Raw genomic sequence first — 14,939 nt, forward strand, 5'->3', positions numbered from 1 at the left:
AACCTTCCGTATTGGACTCCTGAACATTTTCGGACGCTTATTTCGGGAGCGTATTCAACAACTGTTCCAAACTGTACTCATCCGGAATTAATACCTCCCGGGCCTTGCTGCCCTCAAACGGACCCACAATGCCGGCATGCTCCAACTGGTCGATGAGGCGGCCGGCGCGGTTGTAGCCCAGCTTCAGGCGGCGCTGCAGCAGCGAGGTGCTGCCCTGCTGGTGCGTGACAATGACGCGGGCCGCTTCCTCGAACATGGCGTCGCGCTGCGAGGGGTCCATATCCTCCATGTCGCCGCTGCCACCGCCGCTTTCGCCCACCACTTCGGGCAGCAGATACGCATCCGGGTAGCCCTGCTGCTCCCCGATATAGTCGCAGAGACGGTCTACCTCAGGCGTATCAATGAAGGCGCACTGCACCCGAATGATGTCGGAGCCCTGCGAAATCAGCATGTCGCCCTGGCCTACCAACTGGTCGGCGCCACCGGCGTCGAGGATGGTGCGCGAGTCGATTTTGCTAGTCACCTTGAAGGAAATGCGGCAGGGGAAGTTGGCCTTGATGATACCGGTAATCACGTTCACCGAAGGCCGCTGGGTGGCCACAATCAGGTGAATACCGATGGCGCGGGCCAGCTGCGCGAGACGGGCAATAGGCGTTTCCACCTCTTTGCCGGCCGTCATCATCAGGTCGGCCAGTTCGTCAATCACCAGCACGATGAAGGGCATGAAGCGGTGGCCCTTCTTCGGGTTGAGGCGGCGCTCGATGAACTTGCGGTTGTATTCCTTCAGGTTACGGCAGCCCGCATCCTTCAACAGGTCGTAGCGCTTGTCCATTTCCATGCACAAGGAGTTGAGCGTGTTCACCACCTTCTTGGTGTCGGTGATGATGGCTTCCTCAGTGTCGGGCAGCTTGGCCAAGAAATGGCGCTCAATCTTGTTGAAGATGCTCAGTTCCACCTTCTTGGGGTCGACGAGCACAAACTTCAGCTGCGCGGGGTGGCGCTTGTAGAGCAGCGAAGCCAGAATTACGTTCAGACCCACCGATTTGCCCTGGCCGGTGGCCCCGGCCATCAGCAAGTGGGGCATCTTGGCCAGATCTACTACAAACACCTCGTTGGTGATGGTGCGGCCGAAGGCAATCGGCAGGTCCATTTCAGTGTGCGCAAACTTCTCGGTAGCAAACACCGAACGGATGCTTACCATCTCCTTCTTGGTGTTCGGCACCTCAATACCAATGGTGCCCTTGCCCGGAATGGGGGCAATGATGCGGATGCCCAACGCCGCGAGGCTCAGGGCAATATCGTCTTCCAGGCTCTTGATTTTGGAGATACGCACCCCGGCATCGGGCACGATTTCGTAGAGCGTAACTGTGGGGCCGATGGTGGCCTTAATGCTGGCGATGTTGATGCCGTAGTGGCCCAGCGTCTCCACAATGCGGTCCTTGTTGGCCTCCAGTTCCTCCTTGGTCACCTGCGCTTTCGCAACGCCGTAGTCATTGAGCAGCTCCAGTGTAGGATACTGGTAGCGCGAGAGGTCCAGCGTAGGGTCGTAGTTGACGGCAGGCATAGTATCAGCATCCTCATCGTCGTCGGCAATGGAGGCCATGTCGGCGCCGGCGGCGGGGTCCAGCTCGCCGGGCTTGGTTTCAATCTGAAAAGTGGGCTGATGCGTGGTGACGGGCACAACGGGCGTAGCGGCCGGCAAGGGCATGTCGGCATCGGCCAGATCGTCCATGGACAGAGGCGTGGGCACACGGGCAGCAGTGGGAGTCAGCGGCTCCGGGTCGGTGGGTGCTTCTATCGAGAAGCTGGGGCCTTTGGCGGGGGCCGCGGCGCCAGCCGAGGCTACGGTAGCGGCAGCACTGGCGGCACTCAGTCCGGCGCCAGCAGCCGCTACGCTCAACGGCACAGCTGCACCAGCAGCTCCGGCCATGCCAGCAGCCATGGTGAAGGCCGGCGAAGCCACAGAACCGGTTGTAACCACCGGTGCATCGGGCGTGCCAAACTCCTCTTCCAGGTCTTCTTCCTCCTCTTCCGCTGCCAAAGCGGGCACCGGAACCGGACGCGTGGCCGCCGGCCGGATATCACGCACGGTGATGCCGAGGTCGGGCTCTTCTTCCGGCTCGTTTCGGGCATCGAATGCAGCAGGCGCAGCAGCACGACTGGCCGGGCGGCTGCTCAGGCCATCCTGTACGGTATCTTCCTCATTTTCTTCGCCCTCCGCTCCAAAGCGGGGCAGCGTGATAGACGTGACGTTGAAGAAATACACCACGAAGGAAATCAGCAGGAAGGCCAGCAGCAGCACTGTGCCCCAGCCAATGAGGCTGTCGAGCCATACGGCAGCTTCGTAGCCGATACCGCCGCTCAGAAAGTCGAGGCGGTAGCCCAGGTTGGGGTCGGCATCGGGAGCCTGCATAGTAAGCACCACGTAGCCCAGCAACACACTCAGCCAGCCCATAATGAACAGGCACAGCGCCAGCACATAGCTCACCGAAACCCCGGCACGCCGGAACACAATCTTGTAGCCCAGAAAGAAGACAATCGGAATCAGGGCAAACGCGGCCACGCCGAACCCCTTGTAAATCAGGACCTGCGCCGCCATAGCCCCGATAAGTCCCAGCCAGTTGCCCGACTGCTTGCCGGCTTCCTTCACCGGCGTCTGATCCAGGCCTTCCACCACGCTCTGGTCGGCGTGTCCGGTAAACAGGAACGAGAAGAATGCGAAGGTCAGGTACAGGGAGCCAAGCAGGAAGAAGAAGCCCAGAAACAGCTGAAAGCGCCGGTCGCGCAGGAAACCAAACAGGTTCCCCAGGTTCAGGGAGGGCAGTTTCAGCGGCTTGCGCGGAGGCTTGGGAGCCGCCTTCGGTTCGGCAGCCCGCCGGTTTTCGCGGGGGGCGGCCACAGGTTCGGGCGCAGCCGCCCGGGGCTGGTTCGCACGGTTCGGCCGCGGCTCGTTGGCCCGGTTAACGGGGGTGGGGTCTTGCTTGTAGGTATTTTTTGCCATTCTCACGCACCAAAGGGCCAAATCTAGGTAATTCCGGTGAGTAACTAAGTAGGGTAGCAACCGGGTAATGACGGAAGCAAATCAACCATTTTCAGGTCAATCCACAGCAGATCAGCCACTCATTGCTTCAGTTTGTAGAGCCATATTCGCCAGTATGCGGCGGGCTGCTCAAACACGCCCGCCAGCTGCAGACCACTCTGGTCCGGTGTAGCCAGCTTCGCCGCCGACAGCACATAGCGCCCGCCCAGCCGCCGGAATGCAGCCGTATCGAAGGCGAAATCCTGCACCACACGCTGCTGAAACGCGCCGACCCGAAAATCCTTGCCCAGCTCCGCCGAAAACAGGTAGCACCGGTTGCCCCAGGCATCAAAGTAGCGGCGCAGCTCCGGGCTTTTGGCCAGCTCGCCGGCAATGATGGGGCGAAACCGGTGCTTGTAGGCCAATGGGTAGTTGTTCTGATACGAATCGAGGGTGTAAAAATTGTTGAGCTGGGCTACGGCCGGCGGCAGGCCCAGGCACGCCACCCGGTACTGCTCCGGCAACAGGCCCGACTCCTGACGAATGGTCTGCTGCACCAGCTGAAACAAGTCCAGCGCCACGTAAGCCGTGTAGTTGGGCTCGTGCGGATCGGGCCGGCCGGCCAGCTCACGCATATTATTCAGCCACTCCATGTTCATGCCGAGGCCAACGAGCAGCTGCAGCGCCACTACTACTGCCTGCCACCGGCCAGACAAGTAACGCAGAGCCAAGGCCAGCAGCCAGAACCAGAGCAGCGGCGCCAGAAAGTGGAAGCGCCCAAAGTTGAATACGCCCAGCAGCGGCAGCCGGTTTTGTCCTAGCGCTACCAGCTGCGGGTAGAATCCGCTGAACAGCGCCAGCCCGGCCAGTCCCAGCAGCCACGGCAGCAGGCGGCGCCAGCGGACGGCGCGCTGTCCGGCCGGGGCCAGGACTACGGCCACCGCTATGGCCAGCAGCACCGCCACGCGCAGAAACCGGCTGGCGTGGTACTGCCCCATCAGAAAGAACTGGCCGGCACTGCGCAGCCCGGCCTTCAGGCCCAGTGGAGTCAGCTGTGCCAGATCAAACTCCAGCCGGTGTGGCACAAACTGCCGGGCAACCAGCAAAGAGTAGAACAACGGCCATTCTACCAGCAGGTACACACTCAACAGCAGGAATACCCCCAGCAAAAATACCCAGTTTGGGCGGCGGGCCCGCCACCAGTCCCGGAGCCACAGCCCTCCCAGCGCGGCCAGCACAAACGGCCCCACAAACACGAACATGCTCCAGAGCGGAAACCCAACGATAATCACCCAGTGCCACCACCGCGCCGCCCGCCGCCGCAACGCCAGAAACGCCAGCAGCAGCGCCGGCTGCCCCGCCACCGACAGGCCGTAGACGGCATACAGCGGCAGCACGGCCCAGCAGAGCGCTATAGCGGCCGCTACGGGTTTAGCCCGAGGTGCTTGCAGCAGTTCCTGCCGCAGCAGCGCGTACATTCCCAGCAGCCCCAGCAGCCGCACCAGCGCCTGCTGCACCAGGTAGGCGGCCCAGGGCGGGAAAAGCGCAAACAGGCCCATGCCCGCATTCAGGCCCGAGCGTAGCGCGTTGCGCGGCAACCCATCCATGATGGCGGGCACTGTTGCCGACGCTTGGTAGTCAAATATTATCCCGTGATGGACAAGCAGATAGGGAATATTCAATTCCGCATCCAGATTATCGTCGATTGTAACGTAACTATGCGCCAGCAGAATGCCGTATGGCAACAGAAACAGCAGCAAGCCCAGCAGTGCCAGCAGCAACGGTGAAAACCGGGGCGAATCAGTAGGTTTTGATGGCACGCTAGTAAGTTTGTTGCAAAAGTACCCCGCCGCTCCGTTACCTCCGCCAACACCTGTTGCAATGCCCGATTAGGTTTCCTCCTACTCTTCTCCGCATTGCTTTCTATGTCCGATTCCTCTGCCTTCTTCACCGCACAACAGCCGTTTTGCCGTGTGGAATTTGATGCCTGCAACCACTGGCTCCGGGCCACGTGGCGTGGTTTCGTAAACCCGCAGCAAGCCCTGCAAAGTGTGGTATCCCATCTGAACCTGCTCAGCAGCCCTCTGTCTCCCCTTTTGCTGAACGATAACAGCCAGGTACTGAATCCGTGGTTTGACTCGCTGACCTGGCTGCGCTACGTCTGGGAAAGCACCAACACCTGCCCGCCGCTGTGCGTGGCCCACGTGATGCAGCCGGGCGCCAATGCCAATGTCGGCGACCTGGACATCAGCTGGACGCGCCGCACTGGCACGGAGCTGCAGCTGTTTGAATCGGTGCAGGATGCGGAAGAATGGCTCCACAGCTGCCAGCGGCAGCACTTCTCCCGCTCGGCCTAGCTTCGGGGGTGAAATGCCGTGATGACCTGCCGCAGGTAGTCCCGGTCGAGGTGGGTGTAGATTTCGGTGGTTGTAATGCTTTCGTGGCCCAGCATTTCCTGCACCGCCCGCAGGTCGGCGCCACCTTCTATCAGGTGCGTGGCAAAGGAGTGCCGAAACGTGTGTGGGCTGATGCTCTTGCGCACCCCGGCCTTATCGGCGGCGGCCTTGATAACCGTGAAAACCGTGACTCTCGATAGTTTCGAGCCGCGCTTGTTCAGGAAAACGAAATCTTCGTGGCCGGGCTTTATATCGAGGTGGCAGCGAATGCCCTGCAGGTACAGGCCCACATGTTTCAGCGCGTCGCGCCCGATGGGCACGAGACGCTCCTTGTTGCCTTTGCCGGTCACGCGCACAAAGCCTTGGTCTGCGTACACATTGGAAAGGCGCAAATCGGTCAGTTCGCTCACGCGCAGGCCGGAGGAGTACAGCACTTCCAGCATGGCGCGGTTGCGGGTGCCCTCAGACGTGCTCAGGTCGATACTGTCGAGCAGTTGTACTATCTCATCGTAGCTGAGCGTATCGGGCAGTTTGCGGCCGGTTTTGGGCGCCTCCAGCGTGTCGGTGGGGTCCAGCGTGAGCAGGTCTTCCATAATCATGAAGCTGAAGAAGGCCTTAATACCCGACAGAATCCGGGCCTGCGAGGTGGCGCTCAGGCCCATACCACCCAGCCACTCCAGAAACTCGCGCAACAGGGCCGTCGTCACTTCTTTGGGCGAGTTGGGCAGGTGCCGCAGCTCCAGAAAGTGCCGCAGCTTGCCCGCATCCCGCACATACGCCTCCACGGAGTTGGCGGAAAGCGACTTTTCGAGCTGCAGGTAGCCTTCGAATTGCCGGAGCGTGACGGACCAAGTAGACATGTGTTGCGTGTTGGTTGCTGATTGTTGGCAGGTTGCCCGGATATTCGTGCAAGTTTAGCGAGACTTACCCGAGAAACAGGTGTTGCTGCCTAGTAGTCCGCCTCGCAACAGCTACCACATCAACAATCATCAACCAGCAATTAGCAGCCCTCTACATGCAGCTTCTCATTCTCAACGGCCCCAACCTGAACCTGCTGGGCCGCCGCGAGCCAGGCATCTACGGCACCCGATCCTTTGACGACTACCTGCCCGAGCTGCGCGCCGCTTTTCCGGAAGTCACCATCGAGTATTTTCAGAGTAACCACGAAGGTGAGCTGCTCGACAAACTGCACGAAGTAGGCTACACCTACCACGGCATCGTGCTGAATGCTGGCGGCTACACCCACACCAGCGTGGCGCTGGCCGATGCTGTGGCCGCCATCAATACGCCCGTAATTGAGGTGCACCTGAGCAACCTGCACGCCCGCGAAGACTTCCGCCAGCGCAGCCTGCTGGGCAAGCACTGTGTGGGCAGCATCAGCGGCTTCAAGCTGGAAAGCTACCGGCTGGCCGTGCAGTATTTCGAGAGCCTGCGCCCCCGCCGGGTTGGATTTAAGGTGTGATGCTGGGATGAGGTGAATGGTGATGAGGTAAATGGTGACAAGTGCCAGGTGACAGGTAACAGGGTAAACAGAACGTCGTTCCGATCATGTGGCAGTTCTTTCATCAGCCCTTCACCATTTATCTATCACCTGTCACTTGTCACCCATTCACCCGCTCACCATTTACCTCATCACCCCATCCCCCTTATACTACCTTTGCAGTTCCTCTAGCCTCACCACACCCTATGTATACATTCAATCCCGGCCCTTCCCAGGTGTACCCGCAGGTACGCCAATACCTCCAGGATGCCTTCGATGAGGGCTGGCTCTCGGCACCACACCGCGGCGAGCGGTTCACGGGCCTCATGCGCCAGACCGTACAGGAGCTGAAAAATAAGCTCAATGTCCCGCAGGATTACACCGTGTTTTTCATGAACTCGGCTACCGAATGCTGGGAAGTCCTGACGCAGAGCCTCACGCCGCGCAAGAGCTTCCACCTCTACAGCGGCGCGTTCGGCGAGAAATGGTACGAGTACGCCAAGGCGCTGCGGCCGGCCTCCATCGGCTACCAGTTTGGCATCGATGAAGTGCCCGACGTGGCAGCCTTGCCCCTGCCCGACCACGAAACCGACCTTGTTTGCATCACGCAGAACGAAACCAGCAACGCCACGCAACTCCGCGACGGCTTCATCCTGAACCTCTACAACCGTCTCGGTTCGGCGCTGCTGGCCGTTGATGCCACTTCTTCCATGGCGGGCGTGCAGCTCAAATACATCAAGGCCGATGTGTGGTACGCCTCGGTGCAGAAATGCTTTGGGCTGCCGGCTGGGCTGTCGCTCATGATTCTGTCGCCGCGGGCCGTGACGCGCCTGCGCGAAATCAACGAGCGGAGCCACTACAACTCGCTGGCCTCGCAGTACGAGAAGATGCTGAACTGGCAGACCACGCACACGCCCAATGTGTTAGGCATTTATCTGCTCTACCGGGTGCTGCAGGAACGGCCCGTTATCAAAACGGTGCACCAGCATTTGCAGGAGCGGGCTACCAAGCTCTACGACTATTTCGAGCAGGCCACGCAACTCACGCCGCTCGTCACGAACCCGGAAACCCGCTCCACAACGGTTATTGGCCTGCAAGGCGCGCCCGCCCTGATTGATGAGGTGAAGCGCCGCGCGCTGGCGCAGGGCTTGCAGCTCGGCAACGGCTACGGTAACTGGAAAGCTGGCAGTCTGCGTATTGCCAACTTTCCAGCCATTCCGGATGCCGCATTTGAGCAGTTAGTGCAGTTTTTCGCCAAGGAGTTTGCCTAAACCGCATGTTCAGTCTCAAGGAAATATTCTCGGTTACGCTCACGCTTTTCGCCGTGATTGATATTCTGGGTTCCATCCCGATTATCATTCAGATCCGGCAGCGCGAGGGCAAAATCAACTCCGAGAAGGCCACACTGGTTGCGGGCCTGCTGATGTTCGTGTTCCTGTTTCTGGGCCAGAGCATTCTGAGCTTATTTGGCGTCGATTTTCAGTCGTTTGCGCTGGCAGGGGCCATTATCATCTTCCTGATTGGCATGGAAATGATTCTGGGCATCGAGCTGTTCCGGCACAATCCTACCGCGGCATCGGGCTCCATTGTGCCACTGGCGTTTCCGCTCATTGTGGGGGCCGGCACCATGACCACCTTGCTTTCCCTGCGGGCCGCCTACTCGCTGCCCAACGTGCTGGTGGGCATTCTGCTGAACCTGGTGTTCGTGTACGGCGTGCTCAAAAGCAGCGCCTGGATTGAGCGGAAGTTGGGCAAAGCCGGCGAAGACATTTTGCGCCGCGTGTTCGGCGTGATTCTGCTGGCCATTGCCATCAAGCTGTTTAAATCAAATTTTTAGTCTTCCAGACCGTCATTCCGAGCGAAGGTGTAGCCGTAGCCGAGGAATCTCGCTAGTGTAGTACATACCATGGCAACCTCAGCACGCGAGATTCCTCGGCTGCGCTCGGAATGACGTCCTTTTTCAACCGTTTCCCTTGATTTACCTGTTCACCGACGGTTCTTCCCGCGGCAACCCCGGCCCCGGCGGCTACGGCGCTATCCTGCGCTTTGGGCAGCACGAAAAGGAGCTGACCGAAGGCTTCCGCCTCACCACCAACAACCGCATGGAGTTGCTGGCCATCATCGTGGGCCTAGAAGCCATCAACCGCCCCGAGCTACCCATCACCGTCGTCACGGACTCGAAGTACGTGGTGGATTCGGTAGAGAAGAAGTGGGTGTTTGGCTGGGAAAAGAAGACCGATTTCGGCAAGAAAGCCAACGAAGACCTCTGGCGGCGCTTCCTGAAAGTGTACCGCCGGCGCACTGTGCACTTCAAATGGGTGCGCGGCCACAACGGCCACCCCGAAAACGAGCGGTGCGACCAGCTGGCCGTGCGCAGCGCCACTGGCACCAAGCTGCTGGTGGACGAAGGCTACGAATTGATTGAGGCGCGGCGGGGGTAAATGCCTACCTTTGCCTCAGTGATGAGTCGCTCCACCGCGGCGCCTGTGTCAAAAGCAGGCGACGAGGAAAGTCCGGGCAACACAGAGCACCCTGCTTCCTAACGGGAAGGACCGGGAAGTATAATGCAACCCGGGACAGCCAGTGCCACAGAAAATACCGCCTACGTTGCCCTCGGGCAGCCGGTAAGGGTGAAAAGGTGCGGTAAGAGCGCACCAGCGGCTGGGTGACCAGTCCGGCTGGGTAAACCTCAGGGGTTGAAAGACCAAATAAGCTGGCACGCGCCCTGCGAGGGCGCACCGGGCGGCTCGTCCGGGGCCAGCGGGTAGGTTGATGGAGCCTTTCCGCGAGGACTGGCCTAGATAAATGGTGGAGGCGCGGCCTTTCGGGGCAGCGTACAAAACCCGGCTTACAGACTCATCATTACGGCTTACGGCCGCCGCAACGTTGCTTGCGGCGGCCGTTTTCGTTTCTGCGTAGTGTTACTTCGCGCATCCAATTGTCTCTACTGTCTATGCCTCTTTATTCTCTTTGCCGGCTCGCAGCTACGTTGTGCCAGCAGCGTACGGCCCTCTGCTTTCTGGCCTTTTTCCTGCTAATCAGCATTTCAACGCAGGCTCAGTCCCCGCCGCCAGCCAAAGCCGATGTGTATATAGATGGCAAAGGCGTGATGCGCTGGCAGGGCAGCAAGCAGGAAGTAGCGCTGTTTGGCGTGAACTATACGGCTCCATTCGCCCACTCATACCGCTCTATTAAAAAGCTGGGCATGAAGCCCGAGCAGGCCATTGAGCAGGATGTGTACCACCTTTCCCGGCTGGGCATAGATGCTTTCCGGGTCCACGTGTGGGACGTAGAAATTACGGACACGCTGGGCAATGTGCTCGAGAATGAACACCTGCGCCTGCTCGACTACCTGATTCAGCAGCTCAAGCAGCGCCGCATCAAAATCATCCTGACCCCAATTGCCTACTGGGGCAATGGCTACCCGGAAAAGGACACCGCGCAAACCGGCTTCTCCAGCATTTATCCCAAGGGACGCGCCTACAACAATCCGCGCGCCATCAAGGCGCAGGAAAACTACTTGGCGCAGTTCCTCAACCACCACAACCCCTACACCGGCCAGCTCAACCGCGAAGACCCCGACATCATTGCCTACGAAGTCTGCAATGAGCCCCATTACCGGCAGCCCGAAGCGGAGGTAAGCACCTTCGTGCAGCGTATGGTACAGGCCATGCGGGCTACTGGCTACAAGAAGCCCATCTTCTACAACATTGCCGAAAGCCCGGCAGTAGCTAATGCCATCCTGAATAGCTCCGTGCAGGGCTTCACGTTTCAGTGGTACCCTTCAGCGCTGGTGGGGGGCCATACGCTGCGCGGCAACCTGCTGCCGCTGGTAGACAGCTACCCGATTCCGTACGCCAAAGACCCGCGTTTCAGCAGCAAGCCCCGCATGGTGTATGAGTTCGAGTCGGCGGATATTCTGCAGCCGGTGGCGTACCCGATGATGGCGCGCAGCTTCCGGAGTGCCGGCTTCCAGTGGGCTACCCAGTTTGCCTACGACCCGCTGGCCATAGCCTTTGCCAACACCGAATACCAGACCCACTACCTCAACCTAGCCTACACGCCCGCCAAGGCCCTGAGCCTGCTGATTGCGGGGAAAGTATTCCGGCAGGTAAAACTCGGTCAGCAGTTTGCCACCTATCCTGCCGACTCGATTTTCAATGATTTCCGAATCAGCTACCGCGCCGGCGTGAGCGAGCTGAACACGCCGGAAGAATTTTACTACACCAGCAGCACCACCACGCAGCCGCGCAAACCTGCTGCTCTGCGCCGTCTCGCGGGCACCGGTTCGTCGCCGGCAGTACGCTACGAAGGCACCGGCGCCTACTTCCTCGACCGGCTGGCTACGGGCGTGTGGCGGCTGGAGGTGATGCCCGATGCCATTGCGGTTCGTGACCCGTTTGCCCCTACTTCGCTCCGTCAGGCTGTTACGCGCATCGTCTGGAACACCCAACCGATGCAATTGACGTTGCCGGGCCTAGGTTCTGATTTCGCAGTGCGCGGTTTGAACGCTGGCAATTCGTTTCAAGCACAAGCCACCAGCAGCACCGTGCGACTGCAGCCAGGCGTGTACCTGGTGTCGGCGCGCGGCAAGTCTACGGCAGCCTTCACGGCTGAAACCATGCTGGGCGCTATAAAGCTAGGCGAGTTCGTGGCGCCGCCAGCCACGGTCCTTCCCACACAGGTCATGCACACGGCCCCTACCCAGTTCGCCGCCGGGCAGCCCGCTGTGCTGCAAGCCACCATAGCCGGTGCCACCGCTACCGATTCGGTGCTGCTCGTGGCCCAGCACTACTACGGGCGCACCCGCACCCTGCCGATGCGCCGCCTTACGCTTACTTCCGCCGAAGCCACCGTGCCCGCCGACCTGCTGTATCCGGGCCTGCTCCGCTACTGGATTGTGGTGAAGCGCAACAACATTTCCACCACTTTCCCCGGCGGTTTTACAGGCAGTCCGCTCGATTGGGATTATGCTCCACAGGAGCACTACGAGGCCTCAATTGTAGCTCCCGGTTCCGCTCTGCCGCTCTACGTGGCGGCGCTTGATCAGCAACGCACCGAAACCGGCGGCATCAACGGGGGCGGCTGGGCCGACTACGTGACGAGCAGCAACGGTCAGTTGGCATTGCGTCTGCTGCAGAGCCCGCCGCCGGCCAGCCCCATTCCCTTTTCCGACCCAACCGCACCGGTGGCCTTCCTGCGCGCCTACTTCGGCGACCGGCTGGCTACGCGGGCCGCCGATGCCGCCAATTTCCGGGAACTAGTGATACGCGGCCGCCGCGGTGCCGGCGCTGGTACTGTGCGCCTGGTTCTCACCACCCGCGACGCGGCGGCCTACGTAGCCGATGTGGATCTTCCGGCTGAAATGCAGGAAGTGCGGGTTCCTTTGACGGCTTTCCGCCCGGGTGCTCAACTGCTGCTGCCACGCCCCTACCCTAGCTTCCTGCCCCTCTCCTTCCAGGCTAATGGTCCGGTGGCGCTGCCACTGGCACAGGCTGAAGTGCTGCAAGTGCTCCTCGGGCCTGCGGCCCAGTCAGCGGCTGATGCCCGCCCCTTCCTCGACCTTGAATCCATCTACTTGCGCTAACGATGCTGCTTCGCAACTTTCTCCCACATAGTCTGGCACTAGTAGCCTGGCTGGCTCTGGCAGCCTGCACACGCTCCGGCAGTTCCTCTCAGCCCAGTGAAACCGCGCTGCCTGCTAGTTTCAACACGGACTGGGAATTTGTGCGGGATATGGATACCGTAGTCGGGCCGGCCTTCTTTGTTCGCGAAGACAAGGTTCGTCCTTGGGCGGGCGTATTGTTGCCGCACACGCCGCGCCTAGAGGCAGTAGTTACCAAGGAGCGGCAGTGGCAGGGCACCTGTTTTTACCGCCGGTTTTTCCGGGTTTCGGCCGCCGACACCAGCCGCCGTGTGGCAGTCCGCTTCGAGGGAGCTATGCACGAGGCCGATGTGTACCTGAACGGCCAGCGTCTTGCTCGCCACCAAGGCGGCTACCTGCCCTTTACCGTAGATCTGACGCCTTATCTGAAAGCCAATGCGGAGAACTGCCTGCTGGTGAAGCTCAACAACCAAGACAACCAGGCTATTCCGCCCGGCAAGCCTCTCAAAGACCTTGATTTCAACTACTACGGTGGTCTTTACCGGCCCGTGCAGCTAGTTGTGCAGGAGCGGCTGCGCATCACGGACGCTGTGGAAGCTGCCCGCCCGGCAGGCGGCGGCATTATGCTGCACTACGAGAATGTGAGTGAGCAGCAGGCTACCCTGCATGTTCAGACGGAGGTCCGGAATGATTACCGCGACGCCCGCATTTCCAAGGTGCAGACTGTGGTGCTGGATGCGCAGGGCAAGGAAGTAGCACGTACCCTCACTGATGCGCCGTTGCTCACGCCGGGCGCGGCTACATCGGCAAGGCAAATTCTGCCGCTGGCGCAGCCCAAGCTGTGGTCAGCAGACCGCCCTTACCTCTACCAGGTAGTGGTGAGTGTGCTGAACGACAAAGGCCAGCGGGTGGATCAGCAGCGGATTTCTACCGGCGTCCGCACCATTCGGTTTACGCCGGATGGCTTCTACCTGAATGGCCAGAAAACCCGACTTCGGGGTACCAACCGGCATCAGGAATACCCCTACTTGGGCTATGCACTGTCTGATGAAATGCAGTACCGAGACGCCTGGAAAATCAAGGAGGCCGGCTTCAACTTTGTGCGCTGCTCCCACTATCCGCCTTCGCCGGCCTTCCTGCAAGCCTGCGACGAACTGGGGCTACTGGTGATGAACTCGATTCCGGGCTGGCAGTTTTTCGGCGACGCGGCGTTCCAACTCAACAGCCTGCAGAACGTGCGCGACATGGTGCGCCGCGACCGAAACCACCCCAGCATCGTGCTCTGGGAAGCGGCCCTCAACGAAACCGATATGAGCAAGTCGTTCATGGACCAGGCTCACCAAGCGGTGCACGAGGAGCTACCCTGGCCTACCGATGTATATACCTGCGGCTGGCTGGACTATGCTTACGACGTGTTTATTCCGGCCCGCCAGCACGCCGAAGCCCCCGACTACTGGCACAAGTACAACAAGCAGAAGCCCATCCTGCTCTGCGAGTACGGCGACTGGGAATACTACGCTCAGAACGCCGGTTTCAACCAAACAGCCTATGCCGGCCTGCAAGCCTCGGAACGCACGTCGCGGCAGCTGCGGGGCCAGGGCGAGCAGGCGCTGGCGCAGCAGGCCCTCAACTTTCAGGAAGCTCACAACGACAACTTCATCGGCCCGGCCCTCGGCGACGCCAACTGGCTGCAGTTCGATTATAAGCGCGGCTACGACCCGGACATCGAATCCTCGGGCATCATGGATATCTACCGGCTGCCCAAATTCGTGTTCTACTTCTACCAGAGCCAGTATGGCCCCGTGCCCGACGCCTTGGGTTTCGGTAAGCCGATGGTGTTCCTTGCCAGCTACGCCCAGGCCAGCAGCGCGCCCCGGCAGGTGCGCGTATACAGCAACTGCAGCGAGGTGGAGCTGCAGTTGGATGGCCGCACACTGGCCCGCCAACGCCCCGACCAGGACCGATATTCCAGCCAGCTGGCGCACCCTTCTTTCACCTTCGTGGTGCCGGCATTTGCCACCGGCACGCTGCGGGCAGTAGCCTACCAGAACGGGAAGCCGGCCGCCGAGCACATTCGCCGTACGCCGGGCGCGGCGCACCATGTGCAGCTTTCCTTCGACAAGAGCGGCCGCGACCTAGCAGCCGGCCGCCAGGACGCCGTGTTTGTGTATGCTACCGTAGTAGATGCCCAAAACACGCCCGTCCCGACGGCCACCACGCCTATCCGTTTTGCCGTGGCGGGTGATGCAGAGCTGCTCAGCGACAACCCGGTAGCGGCCGAGGCCGGCGTTGCCACGGCGCTGCTGCGGGCGGGCCGGATGGCTGGTGCGCTACGTATTACGGCTACCGCTGAAGGTCTGCCAGCAGCTACACTGGAGCTAGTGAGCGTAAAACCCTGACACAGGCAGAGACTCCGGGAGCAGCTACATCGTTTGCACG

The 14,939-nt window shown here is 60.5% G+C and carries 10 protein-coding genes and 1 other RNA gene; 8 read left to right on the top strand and 3 right to left on the bottom strand.

Annotated features, from left to right (window positions below):
* Positions 1-37 precede the first annotated feature (37 nt).
* Positions 38-3,001, bottom strand: a complete 2,964-nt coding sequence (locus IC231_RS20020) for an FtsK/SpoIIIE family DNA translocase (RefSeq protein ID WP_211538965.1) — start codon at positions 2,999-3,001, stop codon at positions 38-40.
* Positions 3,002-3,120: 119 nt separating this feature from the next.
* Positions 3,121-4,839 (bottom strand): DUF6044 family protein, encoded by a 1,719-nt coding sequence (locus IC231_RS08855; protein ID WP_190784178.1) that lies wholly within the window; start codon positions 4,837-4,839, stop codon positions 3,121-3,123.
* A gap of 105 nt (positions 4,840-4,944) precedes the next feature.
* Between IC231_RS08855 and IC231_RS08860 the strand changes: the two genes are divergently transcribed.
* A complete protein-coding gene (locus IC231_RS08860; RefSeq protein ID WP_190784179.1) occupies positions 4,945-5,376 on the top strand; it encodes a hypothetical protein in 432 nt (143 codons plus the stop codon).
* Here the strand turns inward: IC231_RS08860 and xerD are convergent.
* Positions 5,373-6,275 carry a site-specific tyrosine recombinase XerD gene (gene xerD / locus IC231_RS08865; protein ID WP_190784180.1) on the bottom strand — a complete coding sequence of 301 codons (903 nt, stop codon included), beginning with the start codon at positions 6,273-6,275 and terminating at the stop codon, positions 5,373-5,375. The genes IC231_RS08860 and xerD overlap by 4 nt on opposite strands.
* A gap of 155 nt (positions 6,276-6,430) precedes the next feature.
* Between xerD and aroQ the strand changes: the two genes are divergently transcribed.
* The 7 genes from aroQ (at position 6,431) to IC231_RS08900 (ending at position 14,899) form a co-directional block, all read left to right on the top strand.
* On the top strand, positions 6,431-6,877 hold the full coding sequence (gene aroQ / locus IC231_RS08870; RefSeq protein WP_185886884.1) for a type II 3-dehydroquinate dehydratase: 447 nt from the start codon (positions 6,431-6,433) through the stop codon (positions 6,875-6,877).
* A 224-nt stretch (positions 6,878-7,101) separates the two neighbouring features.
* Complete coding sequence (locus IC231_RS08875; protein WP_190784181.1) at positions 7,102-8,166, top strand: aminotransferase class V-fold PLP-dependent enzyme; 1,065 nt, start codon at positions 7,102-7,104, stop codon at positions 8,164-8,166.
* 5 nt (positions 8,167-8,171) lie between these two features.
* Positions 8,172-8,732, top strand: coding sequence for a MarC family protein (locus IC231_RS08880; protein WP_185886886.1), 561 nt, complete (start codon positions 8,172-8,174; stop codon positions 8,730-8,732).
* 136 nt (positions 8,733-8,868) lie between these two features.
* Positions 8,869-9,336 (top strand): ribonuclease HI, encoded by a 468-nt coding sequence (rnhA, locus tag IC231_RS08885; RefSeq protein WP_190784182.1) that lies wholly within the window; start codon positions 8,869-8,871, stop codon positions 9,334-9,336.
* Positions 9,337-9,354: 18 nt separating this feature from the next.
* Positions 9,355-9,762: RNase P RNA component class A (gene rnpB / locus IC231_RS08890), an RNA gene on the top strand.
* Between the two features lie 86 nt (positions 9,763-9,848).
* On the top strand, positions 9,849-12,482 hold the full coding sequence (locus IC231_RS08895; RefSeq protein ID WP_190784183.1) for a cellulase family glycosylhydrolase: 2,634 nt from the start codon (positions 9,849-9,851) through the stop codon (positions 12,480-12,482).
* 2 nt (positions 12,483-12,484) lie between these two features.
* Positions 12,485-14,899: a glycoside hydrolase family 2 protein gene (locus tag IC231_RS08900; RefSeq protein WP_190784184.1), complete on the top strand. Its 2,415-nt coding sequence runs from the start codon at positions 12,485-12,487 to the stop codon at positions 14,897-14,899.
* Positions 14,900-14,939 lie beyond the last annotated feature (40 nt).

Source organism: Hymenobacter duratus (genome assembly GCF_014698995.1).
Taxonomy (GTDB): Bacteria; Bacteroidota; Bacteroidia; order Cytophagales; family Hymenobacteraceae; genus Hymenobacter; species Hymenobacter duratus.